Origin of the sequence: Cupriavidus sp. USMAA2-4, from assembly GCF_001854305.1 — a bacterium.
Lineage (GTDB): Bacteria > Pseudomonadota > Gammaproteobacteria > Burkholderiales > Burkholderiaceae > Cupriavidus > Cupriavidus malaysiensis.
The window spans coordinates 4,285,581-4,304,912 of the sequence record NZ_CP017748.1 but is presented as its reverse complement, the minus strand read 5'-3'; the positions used below and the strand labels follow the sequence as shown (position 1 = coordinate 4,304,912).

13 protein-coding genes are annotated in these 19,332 nt (G+C 67.7%); 8 read left to right on the top strand and 5 right to left on the bottom strand.

Annotation, left to right across the window (positions count from 1 at the left end; all coding sequences use genetic code 11):
* Positions 1–19: 19 nt before the first annotated feature.
* The 4 genes from BKK79_RS19200 (at position 20) to BKK79_RS19185 (ending at position 6,220) form a co-directional block, all read left to right on the top strand.
* A complete protein-coding gene (locus BKK79_RS19200; protein ID WP_198173292.1) occupies positions 20–811 on the top strand; it encodes a fimbrial biogenesis chaperone in 792 nt (263 codons plus the stop codon).
* 134 nt (positions 812–945) lie between these two features.
* A complete protein-coding gene (locus BKK79_RS19195) occupies positions 946–3,981 on the top strand; it encodes a two-partner secretion domain-containing protein (RefSeq protein WP_071038254.1) in 3,036 nt (1,011 codons plus the stop codon).
* A 104-nt stretch (positions 3,982–4,085) separates the two neighbouring features.
* Positions 4,086–5,246 carry a fimbrial protein gene (locus BKK79_RS19190; protein WP_157128442.1) on the top strand — a complete coding sequence of 387 codons (1,161 nt, stop codon included), beginning with the start codon at positions 4,086–4,088 and terminating at the stop codon, positions 5,244–5,246.
* Positions 5,247–5,578: 332 nt separating this feature from the next.
* Positions 5,579–6,220 (top strand): response regulator, encoded by a 642-nt coding sequence (locus BKK79_RS19185; RefSeq protein WP_071013508.1) that lies wholly within the window; start codon positions 5,579–5,581, stop codon positions 6,218–6,220.
* An 86-nt stretch (positions 6,221–6,306) separates the two neighbouring features.
* Here the strand turns inward: BKK79_RS19185 and lpdA are convergent, their stop codons facing one another.
* The 4 genes from lpdA to aceE all read right to left on the bottom strand — a co-directional run bounded on the left by lpdA (position 6,307) and on the right by aceE (position 13,330).
* Entirely contained in the window at positions 6,307–8,085 is a 1,779-nt protein-coding gene (gene lpdA / locus BKK79_RS19180; protein ID WP_071038252.1) for a dihydrolipoyl dehydrogenase, read from the bottom strand.
* A gap of 35 nt (positions 8,086–8,120) precedes the next feature.
* Positions 8,121–8,738 carry an MFS transporter gene (locus tag BKK79_RS19175; protein ID WP_071013514.1) on the bottom strand — a complete coding sequence of 206 codons (618 nt, stop codon included), beginning with the start codon at positions 8,736–8,738 and terminating at the stop codon, positions 8,121–8,123.
* Positions 8,739–8,807: 69 nt separating this feature from the next.
* On the bottom strand, positions 8,808–10,484 hold the full coding sequence (aceF, locus tag BKK79_RS19170; protein WP_071038251.1) for a dihydrolipoyllysine-residue acetyltransferase: 1,677 nt from the start codon (positions 10,482–10,484) through the stop codon (positions 8,808–8,810).
* A 158-nt stretch (positions 10,485–10,642) separates the two neighbouring features.
* Positions 10,643–13,330, bottom strand: coding sequence for a pyruvate dehydrogenase (acetyl-transferring), homodimeric type (gene aceE / locus BKK79_RS19165; RefSeq protein ID WP_071013520.1), 2,688 nt, complete (start codon positions 13,328–13,330; stop codon positions 10,643–10,645).
* Between the two features lie 447 nt (positions 13,331–13,777).
* Between aceE and BKK79_RS19160 the strand changes: the two genes are divergently transcribed.
* Together BKK79_RS19160 and BKK79_RS19155 are read left to right on the top strand one after the other, a co-directional pair.
* Positions 13,778–16,360, top strand: coding sequence for a PAS domain S-box protein (locus tag BKK79_RS19160; RefSeq protein WP_071038250.1), 2,583 nt, complete (start codon positions 13,778–13,780; stop codon positions 16,358–16,360).
* Positions 16,361–16,485: 125 nt separating this feature from the next.
* Positions 16,486–17,118, top strand: a complete 633-nt coding sequence (locus tag BKK79_RS19155; protein WP_071013525.1) for a response regulator transcription factor — start codon at positions 16,486–16,488, stop codon at positions 17,116–17,118.
* Positions 17,119–17,176: 58 nt separating this feature from the next.
* On the opposite strand, the gene BKK79_RS19150 is transcribed toward BKK79_RS19155, so the two are convergent.
* Positions 17,177–17,842 (bottom strand): energy-coupling factor ABC transporter permease, encoded by a 666-nt coding sequence (locus tag BKK79_RS19150; RefSeq protein WP_071038249.1) that lies wholly within the window; start codon positions 17,840–17,842, stop codon positions 17,177–17,179.
* 209 nt (positions 17,843–18,051) lie between these two features.
* Between BKK79_RS19150 and BKK79_RS19145 the strand changes: the two genes are divergently transcribed.
* Together BKK79_RS19145 and folD are read left to right on the top strand one after the other, a co-directional pair.
* A complete protein-coding gene (locus BKK79_RS19145) occupies positions 18,052–18,273 on the top strand; it encodes a hypothetical protein (RefSeq protein WP_071013530.1) in 222 nt (73 codons plus the stop codon).
* 201 nt (positions 18,274–18,474) lie between these two features.
* Positions 18,475–19,326, top strand: a complete 852-nt coding sequence (gene folD / locus BKK79_RS19140; RefSeq protein WP_071013533.1) for a bifunctional methylenetetrahydrofolate dehydrogenase/methenyltetrahydrofolate cyclohydrolase FolD — start codon at positions 18,475–18,477, stop codon at positions 19,324–19,326.
* Positions 19,327–19,332: the final 6 nt, after the last annotated feature.

The window sequence follows — 19,332 nt, the reverse complement described above, 5'->3', positions numbered from 1 at the left end:
CATGCCCGCATCGCGGGCAATGTCGGCACGGTCGGCACGGTCGGCACTGCAGGCGCTGCTTGCCGCGCTGGCGGCGCTAACGCTGCAGGCGTGCGGCCTGCTGCCGGGCGCCGGCAGCGCACACGCGGCCCTCGCCGTCACAGGCACCCGCTTCATCTATCCCGCCGGCTTGACGCAACAGACCATCCGCGTCGCCAACAGCGGCGACCAGCCGGTGCTGCTGCAGACCTGGCTGGATCGCGGCGCGCCGGATGCCGACCCAAGCACGCTGGCCGTGCCCTTCCTGCTCACGCCGCCGCTCGTACGCCTCGACCCCAAGGGGAGCGTCGCCCTGCAGCTCCGCCACAGCGGCGAAGCCATGCCCGAGGATCGCGAGTCCGTGTTCTGGATCAACTTCCTGGAAGTGCCGCCTCGCCCGCCCGGCGACAACTGGCGCTTGAAGCTCGCCGTGCGCCTGCGCATGAAAGTCCTGTACCGCCCGCGCGGCCTGGATGGCAGTCCGGAACGCGCCATCGCGCGCCTGCGCTGGCAGCTGCGGCCCGGCGAACGGGGAGCCGGCCCGACACTGGAAGCCCGCAACGACTCGCCCTACTTCGTCAGTCTCGCCGAGGTTGCGCTAGCGGGAACGCCGTCGCCGCTGCGCCTCGGCGGCCTCACGGTGCCGCCTTTCGGCAGCGCCGCGCTGCCGTTGCCACAGGGCATCGAAGCCTTGCCCCCCGGGACCCCGTTGCGCTACCAGGCCGCGGGCGACGGTGGCGAGGCCATCCACGGCGAAGCCGAGATCGCCCGGGACGGCTCGCCCGCGCCATGAGCAAGGAGCACTGGATTCTTTTGCAGCCCGCCCCATCGGTGGCGGGCTGCAGCCGTCTTCCGGTCCACCCTGGGCCCGGATGCCCGCTCTGCCGAAGTCCGGCTGAGTCCTTTCAACAACAAGAGGTATGCAAGATGAACCGTAGTTACATCCTGGTCTGGAACACGGCCCAGCAATGCTGGCAGGTTGCGCACGAAGGCGCGCGTCGGCAAGGCAGGCGAGGCAAGCCGGCGCTGGCGGCCACTGCGGCGGCGGCGGCCTTGCTCGGGCTCGTCGCCGCCCCATCGGCCCATGCCCTGCCGAGCGGCCAGAACATCGCCGGCGGCAGCGCTGACATCCAGAAGGATGCGAGCCAGCAGGCGATGTCGATCAACCAGAAGACCGACAAGCTGATCATCGACTGGAACGATTTCAACATCGGCGCAGGCGAGCGCGTGAGCTTCAACCAGCCCGGCAGCGCTGCCGTGGCATTGAACCGGGTCATCGGCAACAACAGCAGCGAGATCTTCGGCAGGATGGAGGCCAACGGGCGAGTCTTCCTGGTCAACCCCAATGGCGTGCTGTTCGGCAAGAGCGCCCAGGTCAACGTGGGCGGCCTGGTCGCTTCCACCCACGGCATCTCCGACCAGCAGTTCCTCGCACCAGGCCATAACTACAGCTTCACCGATTCGAACTCCCCCAACGCCGTCGTCAACGAAGGCACCCTCACCGCCGCGGTGGGCGGCAGCATCGCCCTGCTGGGAGGCCGCGTACGCAACGATGGCCTGATCCTGGCTCCGATGGGCAGCGTGGCACTCGGTGCCGGCGGCGACGCGATGGTGCGTTTCGGCGCCGCCGACGGCCTGCTCAACCTGGAGATCAACGGTGCCGCCGCGGACGCGCTGGCGCACAATGGCGGCCTGCTCAAGGCCGACGGCGGCCAGGTGTTGATGACCGCACGCGGCAGCGGCGCCCTGCTGCAGGCCGTGGTCAACAACGTCGGTGCGATCGAAGCCAATACACTGAGCCGACGTGCGGGCAAGATCACGCTGGACGGCGGCGACGTCGGCCGTACCTTCGTCGGCGGACGGCTCAGCACCAGCGCAATGAACACGGTCGGCGACGGCGGCGAAGTCGTGACCCGCGGCCGGGGCCTCGATGTCGGTCTGGGCCTGATGGTCGACACGCGCGCCAGCAACGGCATGCACGGCAACTGGACGCTCAGCGCCCCGGACATGACGATCGGCCGCTACGCCAACGACAGCAGCGCCAATGCCTACAGCGGTACGCTGGCACAGAACCTTGCCACCACGCACATCAAGGCCAGGAGCGAGACCGGAGACCTTTCCCTCAAGGGCCCGGTGGCCTGGAACTCCAGCAACCATCTGTCGCTGGAGGCGGCCGGAAGCCTCCACGTGAACGCCCCGGTGAGTGCCAGCGGCATCCGCGCCGGACTGATGCTGAACGCCGGCAACCAGGTGAATATCAACGACAAGCTCACCCTCAGCGGCACTGCCAGCGAACTCGAGATCAACGCGCCGGGCGAACGCAACTTCGGCGATAAGGGCTCGGTCACGCTATCTGGGAGCAGTGCCGGCTTCACCGCCAACGGCATCCGCCACACCGTGATACAGAATGTCGCCCAGCTGCAGCAGATCGACACCAATCTCTATGGCCACTATGTACTGGGCAACGGCATCACAGGCGGCCGCCTGCTGTCCATCGGCGGGCCGTACGGCGTCTTCCGCGGCAGCTTCGACGGCCTGGGCAACACCATCAGCGGACTCTCGATCACCGGGCGCGGCGCCAATGTCGGTGTGTTCTCGGAAGCGGCCGGCTCCATCAGCAACGTGAAGCTGGCAAACCTCAGTGTGACCGACAACGCTTATGGCCCGGTCCCGGGCTCCGTGGGAGCTCTGGCAGGCGTGAACCGGGGCCTGATCCGCAACGTCAGCACGGAACGGGTCAACGTCAGCAGCAACACCTCGCGCTCGACCACTGTCGGCGGGCTGGTGGGAATCAATACCGGCACGCTGGAGAACGTCAGCACCAGCGGTTCCGTCTACGGTGGCGTCAACGCGCGCGCCGTCGGTGGCGTGGCCGGTGAGAACATCCTCGCCGGCGCCGGCGACCCGGCCGCGATCCGCGGTGCGGTCTCCCGCGCGCAGGTGTCCGGCGGCGTGCTCAACGACATCGGCGGCGGCATCGGCGGCATCGCCGGCGTCAACAACGGGGGCACGCTGCAGGATGTCCGCAGCGAAGGTGCCGTCACCGCCAGCCGGGCCGGTGTCAACGCGGGCGGCATCGCCGGCTTGAACGCCAACGCCGGCACGATCGAGAGCGCCAGCGCCAGCGGTCGCGTGCAGGGCAACCAGCGCGGCAACGCCGGCGGCGTGGTCGGCTTGAACTCGGGGGCCACCATTGCCGCCTCGCAGGCCAGCGGCCAGGTCAACGGCAGCGCCACCGCCAACCTGGGCGGCATCGCCGGTCTCAACGCCAATGGCGGCCGCCTCGCCCATGTCGCGGCCACCGGGCCGGTCGTCGATGCCTCCGGCGCCAATGTCGGCGGCGTGGTGGGCGCCAACAGCTTCGGCACCGTGTCCCATGCCACGGCATCCGGACAGGTGCGCGCAGGCAACAGCAGCCGCGTGGGGGGTGTGGTCGGCAGCAACCTCTATGGCGGCGAGGTGCTCAACGCCAAGGGCTACAGTGACGTCTCCGGCGGCTCCACCAGCCTGGCCGGCGGCGTCGCCGGCTACAACCTCGGCGCATTGACCGCCGCAGAAGGACATGGGAAGGTCACCGCCGGCAACAACGCCAGCGCGGGCGGCGTCGCCGGCGCCAACCTCGGCACTATCGTCGGCGGCATCGGCCTGGGCGAAGTGACCGGCGGCAGCCGCAGCAATGTCGGCGGCGTGGTCGGCGACAACCAGGGCACGGTGTCGTATTCCCACGCGAACGGCTCGGTGCGTGGCGGAACATACGCCGCGCTGGGCGGACTGGCCGGCGTGAACCGCAGCGTGATCGATTACTCCACCGCCGCCACCCGCGTCAACTACCAACCGGCGGGCTACCAGCAGGTCTATGGCGGCCTCGCCGGCCTCAACACCGGACGCATGACGGGCAACGTCGCCTATGGCGCGGCCTCCCTGCTACCGCCGGCAGGTTCGAACTCCGGCCTGCTGCAATAACGGTCCAGGATGGCCCGGCAGCCCGCCATGCCGGGCTGCACGCCCTGGCCTCGGACACGGTTGTTCCGCCTCGGCAGAACAAGCAATCTTCCTCGGAGTACCCTATGACCCGCAATTCCCCAGCATGGACGCAGCGCCCCCGGCGCCGCCGTGCCCGCGCCCTCGCGGGGGCCTTCAGACTTCTCCTCCTCCTGCTGCCGGCTTCCGTCGCGGCGGCCAGCTACAACGGTGCGATGAGATGCAGCGTTCCCTTGCCGCCGAGCGGCGACGGTGGCTGGAGCGGCACCGGCCTCACCGCAGCGGCAAAGCCCGGCGACGTCCTGCTCAAGCGCACCGTCTCTTTCTTCGTCCGTTTCGAGACAAAGCGCACCCAGTCGCCGCAGGTCCTCGCGGCCTTGGGCAACTGGATCAATCCGGTCCAACTGGTCAACACCGACATCATGCCGGTGGTCCTCGCAAACGATCCGACACCATTCGTATCGAAGATCGGCATCCGCATGAGCCACAAGGATCAGGCGATCTATCGGGGCCCGCAGCAGCAGACCATCCTGAATGTCAAGGAACTCGCTACAGAGGACACCAACTATGCCTTCGACCTCTTCCAGGAACTCGTACTGCTGGTCGACCCGAAGGAACTGCCCGCCGGGGATATCAAGATCACCGGCATCGCCAAGGGTGCCATGGTGGAACTGTTCACCTACTCGGTGGATGCGAGCAAAGGCATCGTCGGCCAGACCGTCGGGCCCCATGCGGAGGTCAACGCCTGCAACAGCAACCTCGCCACGGGCAAGCTGATGAATGCCCTGATCCCGCGCGAGACGATCCCCAACCGATGCAAAGTCGAAGTCACGACCATTCCCGTGACGATGAAGAACTATTCGCTCCTCAACGTGGCGGAACCCGCCTGGGAAGACCCGGGATCGGACCCATTCACCTTGAAGCTCAGCGATTGCGCGCAAAACGCCAAGCCGCAGATATGGTTCCGCGATGAGAACGAGCCCGGCAACACCTCCGACACGCTCAGCGTCAGCGGTGGCGCCGGCGGTATCGGCATCGCCATGTTCAGCCTTCCCACCGGCAAGCCCGCAAGGCGCGTCAAGTATTTCAGTTCGGCTCCGCCCGCCGGCAGTTCCGGCCACCACGCCATGGAAGTCAACGGCACGGAAGCCACGCTCAAGTTCTTCGCACGCTATGTGCGCACCGGGGAACCGCTGGCGGCGGGGGATGCCAACGGCCTCGCCAGCTACTTCATCACCTTTCCCTAATCCGTTGCGTCGGAGCAAGCGCACCCGAGCGGCGTTGCATCCAGGTCGCAGGCCAGGCGGGAAGCACGGCCATCGCGCGCGGCGATGGCGAGCCTTTGCAACGACGCAGACGGCCCGAAGGCGCTGTCGATCGGGCATGCCCTTCGAAGGACGCAGTGCACTAGTGAGCCTTCCTAGCGAAAGTCCCGCGAAGAGCGGGAGACAACCTGAGGACGGAAGCGTCCCTGCCAGCCCCCGAGCCTGCCAGCCAGTGCTTTCCTCTGTTTCCGCCGCCCCCGGGATGGAAAGCGACCTTGCCTGCAACCTGTCATCTGGACCAGAGGAAACCGACCATGTCTACAGACACTATCCGCGTCATCATTGCCGATGACCATCCTGCCATCGTGATGGGTGTCCAGCACGAACTGCAGAAGGACCTGTCTCTCGCGATCGTGGCCCGCGCCAGGAACTCCACCGAGTTGTTCAAGTCGCTGGAAGAACTGGAGTGCGATGTGCTGATCTCCGACTACGCCATGCCGGGCGGCATGCACGGCGACGGCATCGCCCTGTTCTCCCAGCTCCGGCGCCGCTACCCGACCTTGCGCCTGGTCGTGCTGACGATGCTGAACAATCCCGGACTGATCCGCGCCCTGCTGCGGCTGGGCATCAACTGCATCCTCAGCAAATCGGACCGCATCGGTCATGTCAGCGCCGCCACGCAATCCGCCTTGCTGCACCAGCCCTACTTCTCGCCGTCGATCAAGGATCAGGTGGTCGGCCAATCGCTGGCGTCCCGCAATGTGCTGACCGCGCGCGAAGCAGAGATCGTGCGCCTGTTCGGCGGCGGCATGACCATCTCCGAGATCGCCCGCCAATGCAACCGCAGCGTGCAGACCATCAGCACGCAGAAGATCAGCGCCATGCGCAAGCTCGGTATCAAGCGGGACTCGGACCTGATCCGCTACGCCAACGACTGGGAGCGCAGACATGACTGAGCATCGCCGCCGAGGAACCGCCGGCCGGGCGCCGAAAAAAAAAGAGCAGGCCACAGGCCTGCTCCCGTCTTGCGAAGACCCTGCCCTCAGCGCTTGCGCGGCGGCGGAACGTCGGTGCAGACGCCTTCGTAGATCTCGGCCGCCATGCCCACCGACTCGCCCAGCGTCGGGTGGGGGTGGATGGTACGGCCGATATCGACGGCGTCCGCGCCCATCTCGACCGCCAGGCAGATCTCGCTGATCAGGTCGCCGGCATGCGTGCCGACGATGCCGCCACCGATGATGCGGTGGGTCTCTTCATCGAACAGCAGCTTGGTGAAGCCCTCGTCGCGGCCATTGGCGATGGCGCGACCCGATGCTGCCCACGGGAACATGCCCTTGCCGTACTTGATGCCCTGTGCCTTGCATTCGTCCTCGGTCAGGCCGGCCCAGGCCACTTCCGGATCGGTGAAGGCCACCGACGGGATCTGCTTGGCGTCGAAGAAGGCCTTCTCGCCATGCGCCGCCTCGGCCGCGACGTGGCCTTCATGCACCGCCTTGTGCGCCAGCATCGGCTGGCCGACGATGTCGCCGATGGCAAAGATATGCGGCACATTGGTGCGCATCTGCTTGTCGACGTCGATGAAGCCGCGCTCGGTCACGGCCACGCCGGCCTTCTCGGCGCCGATGCGCTTGCCGTTGGGCGAGCGGCCCACCGAGACCAGCACGAGGTCGTAGCGCTGCGGCTCGGCCGGCGCCTGCTCGCCCTCGAACCTGACGTAGATGCCATCGGCCTTGGCTTCCACCCCGACCGTCTTGGTCTTGAGCATGACCTTGCCGAAGCGGTCCTTGTTCTTCTTCTCCCAGACCTTGACCAGATCGCGGTCCGCGCCGTTCATCAGGCCGTCGAGCATTTCCACCACGTCGATCTCGGCGCCCAGCGTGCTGTACACGGTCGCCATTTCCAGGCCGATGATGCCACCGCCGATGACCAGCATCTTGTTGGGCACCTCAGGCAGCTCCAGCGCACCGGTGGAATCGACGATGCGCGGATCCTCGGGGATGAAGGGCAGCTTCACCGCCTGGCTGCCGGCGGCGATGATGGCCTTCTCGAAGCGGATCACGGTCTTCTTGCCGGTGGCCTGCTTGCCTTCGCCTTCGGTCAGCTCGACCTCCAGGTGATGCGGGTCGAGGAAGCTGCCGATACCGCGCACCACCTGCACCTTGCGTGCCTTGGCCATGCCGGCCAGGCCGTTGGTCAGCTTCCCCACCACCGACTGCTTGTAGTGACGCAGGCCGTCCAGGTCGATCTTGGCCTCGCCGAACAGGATGCCATGGGCTGCCAGCGCCTTGGCCTCGTCGATCACCGCCGCATTGTGCAGCAGTGCCTTGGAAGGGATGCAGCCGACGTTCAGGCAGACGCCGCCCAGCGTGGCATAGCGTTCGACCAGCACGGTGCTCATGCCCAGGTCGGCCGCGCGGAAGGCGGCGGAATAGCCGCCGGGGCCGGCGCCCAGCACCAGCATCTCGCACTGGATGTCGGCGCCGCCGCCATGGGTCGCGGCGGCCGGCGCGGCGGCTGCAGGTGCCGGCGCAGCGGCAGCGGGTGCCGGCGCGGCAGCGGGCGCCGGGCTGGGGGCCTGGGCCGCGCCGGTCTCGACCGTGCAGATCACCATGTCCTGGCCGACCTTGTCGCCCACCTGGATGCGCACATCGACCACCGTGCCCGCCACCGAGGACGGCACGTCCATGCTGGCCTTGTCCGACTCCAGCACGATCAGGGACTGCTCCACCTCGACCGTGTCGCCGGGCTTGACCAGCACCTCGATCACTTCCACTGCGTCGAAATCGCCGATATCCGGCACCTTGACCTCGATCACACTCATGCTTTGCTCCTCAATGCGCCGCCCGCCCGTCGGGATCAGGCAACGCCGTCGTTGTTGGGTGCCATGCCCGCCGCGCCGTCCGCCGCGCGCAGGCGCAGCACATGCACTTCGACCGGGCCGGCCGAACTCTTGTCGAACTCCACGCCGGCCTCGACCCCGATGCGGGCGATCCGCGCCGCGTCGAACCCGGGGCTGTCGTAGACGGCATGCATCGCGCCGAGCGCGTAGTTACGGCCGGAACCGATGCCCCAGAAGCGGTCGAAGGCAAACACCTCGCGATACGAATACACGCCGAAGATTCCCTCGGGATTGGCGATCAGGCAGACGATCTGCGACGACTCGTAAGGATCGTCCTCGTCCTCCTTGGTGTTGATGAAGTACTCGGTCTTGAGCCTCTCATGCACCTTGAGGAAGGTCCGGAACACGTCGTCGCGCGAGCCCAGCCGGCACTCCTCGCCCAGCCCGGACAGCAGGCTGCGCATCACCGGGAAATGCGCGGTGGTGCCGGCCAGCGCGATGAAGCTCTCGCCGACCGGGAACACCTTCTGGTTGCGCTCGTAGGCACGCGACAGGCGCGTGTCGCCGAAGGTGACCAGCGCGTCGGCCGCGATCGCCACCTCACCGTCCTTCTTGACGACTACGCAGGTAGTCATGGCTCGCCTCGTCTTGCTCGTCGTTGCCTCGCCGCGGGCACGGCGGCACAGCCGCCGCGCCCCGCCCGCTTACAGCAGGATGCGGCGGAAGTCGGCCAGCAGCTGCGCGAAATAGACATTGAAGCGCGCGGCCTCGGCACCGTCGATGACGCGGTGGTCCCACGACAGCGACAGCGGCAGCGTCAGGCGCGGCACGAACTGCTTGCCGTCCCAGACCGGCTTCTGGTACGACTTGCACACGCCCATGATGGCGACCTCGGGCGCATTGATGATCGGCGTGAAGTAGGTGCCGCCGATGCCGCCCAGCGACGAGATCGAGAAACAGCCACCCTGCATCTGGTCCGGCTTCAGCTTGCCGTCGCGCGCCAGCTTGGCCAGCTCGCTCATTTCCTGGCCGATCTCGAGCACGCCCTTCTTGTCGGCGTCCTTGATCACCGGCACCACCAGGCCGTTGGGCGTGTCGGCGGCGAAGCCGATGTTGAAGTACTTCTTCAGCACCAGGTTGTCGCCATCGAGCGAGGCGTTGAAGGTGGGGAACTTCTTCAGCGCCGCCACGGCCGCCTTGATCATGAAGGCCAGCATGGTGACCTTGACGCCCTGCTTCTCGTACTCCTTGTTCAGCTGGACACGGAAGGCTTCCAGGTCGGTGATGTCGGCCTCGTCGCAATTGGTGACGTGGGGAATCATCACCCAGTTGCGGTGCAGGTTCGCGCCCGAGATCTTCTTGATGCGCGACAGCGGCTTGCTTTCCACCTCGCCGAAGCGGGTGAAGTCGACCTTCGGCCACGGCAGCAGGTTCAGCTCGCCACCGCCGGCTGCGGCCGGCGCCGCCTGGGCGGGCGCCGCCACCTGGCCGCTCATCACGCCCTTGACGAAGTTCTGCACGTCCTGCTGGGTGATGCGGCCCTTCGGGCCGGTGCCCGGCACGCGCGACACGTCCACGCCCAGCTCGCGCGCGAACTTGCGCACCGAGGGGCTGGCGTGCGCGGCCTTGCCACTCACGCCAGCCGGCGCGGGGGCCACCTGGGCGGCGGGCGCGGCAGCCACGGGAGCGGCCGGCGCCGGGGCGGCCGGTGCCGGCACGCTGGCGGCAGCCGCCGCCGGCGCGCTCGCCGCAGCCACCGGTGACGCCGGTGCCGCGGCTGCGCCGGCGGCCTCCAGGATCAGCAGCAGCGTGCCTTCGGCCACTTCGTCGCCGATCTTGACCTTGACTTCCTTGACGGTGCCGCCGACCGGCGTCGGCACGTCCATGGTGGCCTTGTCCGATTCGAGCGTGACCACGGCATCCTCGGCCTGGATCACATCGCCAGGCTTGACGTGGATCTCGATCACGGGCACGCCCTTGTAGTCGCCGATATCCGGCACCTTGACCTCGACGGTGCCGCCGGCTGCGGCGGGAGCCGGGGCCGGGGCCGCCGCCGGCACGGGGGCCGGGGCAGGCGCAGCGGCCGGAGCCGGAGCCGGCGCGGCGGCCTGGGCAGGCGCCGGCGCGGGTGCGGCAGCCCCTGCGGGCTCCAGCATCACCAGCACGGTGCCTTCGGACACGTTGTCGCCGACCTTGATGCGGACTTCCTTGACCGTGCCGGCCTGCGGCGACGGCACGTCCATCGTCGCCTTGTCGGACTCCAGCGTGACCAGGGCGTCCTCGGCCTGGATGGTATCGCCCGGCTTCACATGCACTTCGATGACGGGAACGGCGTCGTAGTCGCCGATGTCCGGCACCTTGATTTCAATCGCTTGACTCATTCAGTGTCTCCTGGACAGGCACGGGGCGCGACAGGCACAAGCGGCGAGGTTACCCCCGCCGCCGGCATCTGTCACGCCGCCACGCCGCAAGGCTTCCGGACACGGCCGGACGCCATGCGGCACTCCCGCGCCTGCGGGGGTTGGTGCGGACGGCCCGATCAGACCGTGGTCGGATTCGGCTTGTTGGGATCGAGGTTGTACTTCTTGATCGCCTCGGCCACCTTGTCGCGGCCGATCGCGCCTTCGTCGGCCAGCGCCTTGAGCGCGGCCAGCGTGACCCAGTAGCGATCCACCTCGAAGAAGTGGCGCAGCTTCTCGCGCGTATCCGAGCGGCCGAAACCATCGGTGCCCAGCACCGAGAAACGGCGCGGCACGAAGGGGCGGATCTGCTCGGCGAAGGCGCGCACGTAGTCGGTGGAAGCGATCACCGGACCGCGCACGGTCTTCAGGCTCTTGGCCACGTGCGACTCGCGCTGCGGCTCGGTCGGGTGCAGCAGGTTCCAGCGCTCGACGTCCTGGCCTTCGCGCGCCAGCTCGGTGAAGCTCGGGCAGCTCCACAGGTCGGACTCGACGCCCCAGTCCTTTTTCAGCAGTTCCGCAGCGGCGATCACCTCGCGGAAGATGGTGCCCGAACCCAGCAGCTGCACGCGCGGCGCATTGCTGTTCTCGACGCCCTTGCGGAACTGGTACATGCCCTTGACGATGTCGCGCTCCACGCCAGCCGGCATTTCCGGATGCTCGTAGTTCTCGTTCATCACCGTCAGGTAGTAGTAGACGTCCTCCTGCTCGGCGTACATGCGGCGCAGGCCGTCCTGCATGATCACGGCCAGTTCGTACTGGAAGGTCGGATCGTAGGAGATGCAGTTCGGGATGGCGGCATGGAACACGTGCGAGTGGCCGTCCTCGTGCTGCAGGCCTTCGCCGTTCAGCGTGGTACGGCCCGAGGTGCCGCCCAGCAGGAAGCCGCGCGAGCGCATGTCGGCCGCGGCCCAGCACAGGTCGCCGATGCGCTGGATGCCGAACATCGAGTAGTAGATGTAGAAGGGGATCATCTGCACGCCGTGCGTCGAGTACGACGTGGCGGCGGCGATCCAGTCGCACATGGCGCCGGCTTCGTTGATGCCTTCCTGCAGCACCTGGCCGGTCTGCGACTCCTTGTAGAACATGAGCTGGTCATGGTCCTCGGGCACGTACTTCTGGCCCTCCTGGTTCCAGATGCCGATCTGGCGGAACAGGCCTTCCATGCCGAAGGTGCGCGACTCGTCGGGCACGATGGGCACCACGTGCTTGCCGACCTGCTTGTCCTTGAGCAGGGTGTTCAGGATACGTACGAAGGCCATCGTGGTGGACACTTCGCGGCCCTCGCCGGTGGCCTTGAGCAGTGCCTCGAACGCGGACAGCGCCGGCACCGGCAGCGGCTCGGCCTTCTGGCGGCGGGCCGGCAGGTAGCCGCCCAGGTTCAAGCGCGCCTGGCGCATGTATTCCAGTTCCTTCGAGCCTTCCTCGAAGGTGACGTAGGGCACTTCCTCGATCTTGTCGTCCGGCACCGGGATGTTGAACTGGTCACGGAAGCGGCGGATCGCCTCCACCGGCATCTTCTTCTGCTGGTGGGTGATGTTCATGGCCTGGCCGGCGTCGCCCATGCCATAGCCCTTGATGGTCTTGGCCAGGATCAGCGTGGGCTGGCCCTTGTGCTCGGTCGCAGCCTTGTAGGCGGCGTAGATCTTGTGCGGATCGTGGCCACCGCGGTTCAGGCGCCAGATGTCTTCGTCGGACCAGTCGGCGACCATGGCCTTCAGATCCGGCGTGTTGAAGAAGTGCTCGCGCACGTAGGCGCCGTCCTTGGCCTTGAAGGTCTGGTACTCGCCGTCCACGCACTCCATCATGCGCTTCATCAGCAGGCCCTTGGTGTCGCGTGCCAGCAGCGAGTCCCAGCGGCTGCCCCACACCACCTTGATCACGTTCCAGCCGGCACCGCGGAATTCCGACTCCAGTTCCTGGATGATCTTGCCGTTGCCGCGCACCGGGCCGTCCAGGCGCTGCAGGTTACAGTTGATGACGAAGACCAGGTTGTCGAGCTTCTCGCGGCCGGCCATGCCGATCGCGCCCAGCGATTCCGGTTCGTCGGTCTCGCCGTCGCCCAGGAAGGCCCACACCTTGCGGCCTTCGGCCTGCACCAGGCCGCGGCTGTGCAGGTACTTCATGAAGCGGGCCTGGTAGATGGCCATGATCGGGCCCAGGCCCATCGACACAGTCGGGAACTGCCAGAAATCCGGCATCAGCCACGGGTGCGGATAGGACGAGATGCCCTTGCCGTCCACTTCCTGGCGGAAGCTGTCGAGCTGCTCGGTGCTCAGGCGGCCCAGCAGGAAGGCGCGCGAATAGACGCCGGGTGCCGAATGGCCCTGCACGAAGACCAGGTCGCCGCCGTGCTTGTCGGACGGCGCGTGCCAGAAGTGGTTGTAGCCGACATCGTACAGCGTCGCCGCCGAGGCGAAGGACGAGATGTGGCCGCCGACGTTGGTGTGCTTGTTGGCGCGCAGCACCATCGCCATGGCGTTCCAGCGGGTGTACGAGCGGATGCGGTGCTCGATGTCCTGGTCGCCGGGGATGCGGGCCTGCTGCTCGACCGGAATGGTGTTGATGTACTGCGTCTCGGCGTGGAACGGCTGGGTGACGCCGTTCACGCGTGCGTATTCGATCTGCTTGTCGATCAGGAAGGCGGCGCGTTCAGGACCTTCGGCACCGATCACGCCCTGCAGGGCCTCGAGCCATTCATGGGTTTCCTGGGGATCTGCGTCGTTGGCGCTGCCGGCGCCGAGGATCTGTTCTGGTACGGCTGACATGACTGTCGTCTCCTGGTGAGTTCCAGCGTCGGCCCCTGCTGTTGGCTCGGGCCCGCTCTGTCGGTGTAACCGCGGCGCGGCGGCGATTGCGGATGCCTCCACCGCGCCGTGCTGCCTCGGGCTGCCGCGCGCTGGCGCGTGGCTTTCCCGCCCTCGTTGTTCGGTGCGACCGATTCTATGGAAGCTGCATGCGCAGCACAAGCGGAATTTTCAAATTACGGTATCGTTTCTTATAATGTGAAATATTGACGCAACGCACCACAAGCCACTCCGTTCCCGCCCACATCGTCGCCCTACGCTCTGGCAGCGGCGCCCCGCCCGACACCACGCCGGCCACCGCCGGCATGGCGCGGCGGCACCAGGCGGCCGGCGCCTTCATAGGCGCTTTCCCCAAGCGACGCACTGCAATATTCCCGCTACACTGGCCCGTCAGCCGTCAATCCCGTCATGTCGTTCCTCGCCCGCCTCCTGCATGGCCTGCGCGCCGCCGCCCTCCCTCCTTCCGCTTCCGGCCCGGCCCAGGCGCAATCCAGCGGGCCGCCCTCAGCGGGCGGCGGCATGGCGCCGCTCGACAGCCTGGGCCCGGCCGATGACGCCATCGCGGCAAGCCCGCCGCCGCGCAGCCTGTGGTGGCTGCGCTGGCGCAACCTGGTCGCGACCAGCTGGTTCATGTTCATCCCGCTGGTGGCCATCGTGCTGTTCACCGTGGCCATGGGCGTCATCCTGTGGTCGCTGCACGAGACCGAGCGCCAGCAGCAGCGCGACGCCCTCTACCGCGACGCAGCCTGGGCGCAGCAGCGCGTGCGCCTGTCGCTGCTGAGCAACCAGGACCAGCTGGCCTCGCTGGCCCGCGACATCGCCGCCGCCCAGCTCGACCAGGGCGCCTACCGCACCGCCGCGCAGGAGATCCTGCGCGAAAACCCGGAAGTGGTCTTCATCAACTGGCTCGACGCCACGCGGCGCAGCCGCTGGTCGCTGCCGTCCACCTCGGAGTTCGCCAACCGCCTGCGCGAGACGCAGGACCAGCCGCTCGAGCCGGAAGTCCTCGACACCTTCGACGCCGCGCGCGAGACGCAGCGCGTGGTCTACTCGCGCCCGCTGGTCAACGACCGCGGCGACAGCTTCATGCTGATGGAGGTGCCGATCGTGCGCGATAACGAGTTCCTCGGCACGCTCGGCGCGCTGTACTCCATCAACGGCATCCTGACCCACCTGCTGCCGCCGGAGCTGACCGAACGCTACCGCTTCTCGCTGATCGACAAGAACAACCTGGTGCGCGCCAGCACCTCACTGCGCCCGGTTCCCGGCAATGCGCTGTCCTACGAGGTCCTGCTGGATCCGCCCGGCCATTCGCTGTCGCTGCGCGCCGACGCCTATCCGCCGCCCTCCAACCTGCCCAACAATATGCTGCTGTGGCTGGTGGTCGGGCTGTCCTGTTTCCTGCTGTGGAGCCTGTGGAGCATGTGGCGCCACACCAGCCGCCGCTCCGAGGCACAGCGCGCGCTGCTGGCCGAGACCTCGTTCCGCCGCGCGATGGAAAACTCGATGCTGATCGGCCTGCGCGCGCTCGACCTGAAAGGCCGCATCACCTACGTCAACCCCGCCTTCTGCCGCATGACCGGCTGGCAGGAAGGCGACCTCGTCGGCCGCCTGCCGCCCTTCCCCTACTGGCCCGCCAACGACCAGCCGGAGATGCAGAAGCAGATCGACCTGACGCTGCAGGGCAAGTCCCCGGCCGGCGGCTACGAAATGCGCGTGATGCGGCGCGACGGCAGCAGCTTCTTCGCCCGCATGTACGTCTCGCCGCTGGTGGACAGCCGCGGCCGCCATACCGGCTGGATGAGCTCGATGACGGACATCACCGAGCCCAAGCGCGCGCGCGAGGAACTCGCCGCCGCCCACGACCGCTTCACCACCGTGCTGGAAAGCCTGGACGCGGCGGTCTCGGTGCTGGCCACCGACCGTCCCGAACTGCTGTTCGCCAATCGCTACTACCGCCAACTGTTCGGCTGGGACGCCGACGGCCACCTCAAGCTGGCCGGCGACGAGGTGGACAAGGAACAGGTATCGGGCGACCACACCGACCACGTCGACGGTTACGCCGGCCTGCCCGCCTCGGAGCTGATGCCCTACAGCTCCGATGCGCGCGAGATCTTCGTGCCGGCCATGCAGAAGTGGTTCGAGGTGCGCCGCCGCTATATCCAGTGGGTGGATGGCCACCTGGCGCAGATGCAGATCGCCACCGACATCACGGTGCGCAAGGCCGCCGAGGAGATGGCGCGCCAGCACGAGGAGCGGCTGCAGTTCACCAGCCGCCTGACCACCATGGGCGAGATGGCCTCCTCGCTGGCGCACGAGCTGAACCAGCCGCTGGCGGCCATCAACAACTACTGCATGGGCGCGGTCGCGCGCCTGCACTCGGGCCGCAGCACGCCGGAAGACCTGATCCCCATCCTGGAGAAAACCTCGGCCCAGGCGGTGCGGGCCGGCACCATCATCAGCCGCATCCGCGGCTTCGTGAAGCGCAGCCAGCCGCAGCGCCGCGAGGCCGCCCTGCACGAGATCGTGGCCGACGCGGTCGGGCTGGCCGACCTGGAGGCCACGCGCCGCCGCGTCACCATCCTGACCCGCCTGCCGGCGCCACCGGTGCTGCTTTACGTGGACCCGGTGCTGATCGAGCAGGTACTGGTCAACCTGCTGAAGAACGCGGTCGAGGCCATGTCGGGCCTGCCGGCCATGCGTGCCACCGGCGTGGTGCGCCTGCACGCCCGCATCGAGCAGGGCGACCTCGGCCAGAACGTGCACATCGACGTGATCGACCAGGGGCCGGGCGTGGACGAGGCGACCAAGGAGCGCCTGTTCGAGCCCTTCTTCAGCACCAAGTCGGATGGCATGGGCATGGGCCTCAATATCTGCCGCTCCATCATCGAGTCGCACCAGGGCCGCCTGTGGGTGGAAAACAATGCGGATGGCATCGGTTGTACGTTTAAAATCACGCTGCCGATGCATCCCGGGCTGACCGAGCAGTAAGTCCTCCCGCCCCTCGGGGGTGGAGCGACGCCCGCGATGCGCTGCCATCAGCCGCCATCAGCTGCCATCCGGCGCCAAGGGCGTTTACACTTGGCAGCTACGACTTCGTTGTCCCAGGAGACTTCATGACCGCAACGCCAAACCCCACCTCCCACCGCGGCGAGACCGTCTTCATCGTCGACGACGATGAAGCGATGCGCGACTCGCTCACCTGGCTGCTGGAGGGCAATGGCTACCAGGTTCGCAGTTTCAGCAGCGCCGAACAATTCCTCGCCGCCTACGACGCCGGCCAGGTCTCCTGCCTGATCCTCGACGTACGCATGCCGGGCATGAGCGGCCCGGAGCTGCAGGAACGGATGATCGCCGAGAACATCAACATTCCGATCGTCTTCATCACCGGCCACGGCGACGTGCCGATGGCCGTGTCGACGATGAAGAAGGGCGCGATCGACTTCATCGAGAAGCCCTTCGATGAGGCCGAACTGCGCGCGCTGGTCGAGCGCATGCTGCAGAAAGCGCGCAGCGACCACTCCGTCGCGCGCGAGCAGCGCGCCGCCAAGGACCTGCTGGGCAAGCTGACCACGCGTGAGCAGCAGGTGCTGGAACGCATCGTGGCGGGCCGCCTGAACAAGCAGATCGCCGATGACCTGGGCATCTCCATCAAGACCGTCGAGGCGCACCGCGCCAACATCATGGAGAAGCTCAACGTCAACACGGTGGCCGACCTGCTGCGCCTGGCGCTGTCGCGCAACAGCTGAGGCGCATCGCCTGAACCGCAAGCCCCGGGGCCGCGCCAGCTGCCGGCCCGGCGCAGGCTCAGCGGCGCAGATAGTCCTCATCGAGGAAAGTCAGCACCCATTGCGGGCGATAGACCACGAATACCGCGACCAGCATCCCGCTCAGGAAGGCCTCGCCGAAGGCCAGCACGAGCAGCCCGGTCAGGACATCCGCCAGGGGCACCACACCGCGCGCCCCGCCCCACTCGCGCCACAAGGCCTGCGCGACCCCCGCGCCGAGCGCCGCCAGGCCCGCGCTGAAATAGCCGTGGCCGAGAATGAAGATGAAGGGGTGGTGTGGCAGCCAGCGCCGCATCGCCGCCTGCAGCACCGCCGCCAGCAGCGCTGGCGCCAGGCCCATCCAGACGAAGCGCGGCCACAGCGCCGCCCAGCCGATTTCCTGCCAGCCGCTGCCGGCCAGGAAAGCCAGTCCCAGCAACGAGATGACGTCGACCGCGAACAGCGACAGCAGCGCCAGCGGCAGGCCGAACAAGGTCGTCAGCAGCGCGGCGCCGGTCAACTGGAGCACCAGCCCGCCCGGCAGCGTGGCACGCACGGTCCATAACAATGCCGTCAGCACGAGGGCGCCCAGCCAGCCATGCTGCAGGTCATCGTGCGCCAGCGGGCGCCACGGCCGCTGCCACACGGCCCAGGCAAGACCGGCGAGCGACAGGACGGGCAGCAGAAATGGGAGGGTGGCGGGCATGCCGCCATGCTAGCAGCGGCCGGGATGGCCGCACTTGCACCGGATCAAGCCCGCCCACCCGGATCTCCGGCGGCGCACCGCACAAAAGATGCGCATGAATCACCCGCCTCCTTCCAAGCGCCCATCATTTCCAGGACCCCGTGCACTCACTAGAATAAAGACATCGATGTGGCGAGGCCGACGGCCACACGCCACGCACGGGAGATGCGATGAAGACCCTGTCCCCCAAGGAGGAGCGGGCGCACTGGCGCCCCTCCGACCGCGCCCTGAACGCCATCGCCGCGCTCATCGGCCTCGTCACGCTGGCCGTGGGCGTCGGCTGGCTGATCTACTCCTGGACGGTCGACCTTGAAGTGCCATTCTTCGAGATCCCGCTCGTGATCACCGTCCCGGTGATCGCCGCCGCCGCCTTCCGCTGCCTCTGGGACTGAGCGCGGCAGCCGACGCCCTCCGGACCGAGGAAGGCGGACGCCTCCCGCCCGGTCGGCCGGCGGCGCCCGCGTGTCGCCGCGCGGCGCGGCGCGGCGAGCTGCCCGGCGCACCACGCCGCCACGCGCGCAGGTGCCCGGTGCCGGCCAGACCTTATAATTCGGCTTTCGCATCGCTTTCCCTACCCCTCCATCGCTTTCCCCATGTCCGCCCAATTGATCGACGGCAACGCGCTTGCCAAACAAATCCGTTCCGAAGCCGCCGAGCGCGCCGCCCGCCTGACCGCACGCGGCCACCGCCCCGGCCTCGCCGTGGTGCTGGTGGGCGAGGATCCCGCCAGTCAGGTCTACGTGCGCAACAAGGTCAAGGCGTGCGAGGACAACGGCTTCCATTCCTCGCTGGACCGCTACCCCGCCGACCTGTCCGAGGCCGAGCTGCTGGACCGCATCGCACAGCTCAACCGCGACCCGCAGATCCACGGCATCCTGGTGCAGCTGCCGCTGCCCAAGCACATCGACAGCCATAAGGTGCTGGAGGCGATCGCTCCCGAGAAGGACGTCGACGGCTTCCACGTGGCCAACGCCGGCGCGCTGATGACCGGCGCGCCGCTGTTCCGCCCCTGCACGCCCTACGGCTGCATGAAGATGCTGGAGTCGGTCCAGTACCCGCTGCGCGGCGCCCGCGCGGTCGTGGTCGGCGCCTCCAACATCGTCGGCAAGCCGATGGCCATGCTGCTGCTGCAGGCCGGCGCCACCGTGACCATCTGCAACAGCAAGACGCGCGACCTGGCCGCCCACACCCGCGATGCCGACGTGATCGTAGCCGCGGTGGGCAGGCGCAACATCCTCACCGCCGACATGGTCAAGCCTGGCGCCGTGGTGATCGACGTCGGCATGAACCGCGACGACAACGGCAAGCTGTGCGGCGACGTGGACTTCGCCGGGGTCAAGGAAGTCGCCGGATACATCACGCCGGTACCGGGCGGCGTGGGCCCGATGACCATCACCATGCTGCTGGTCAACACCCTGGAGGCCGCCGAGCGCGCCGCCGGCTGACCCCGC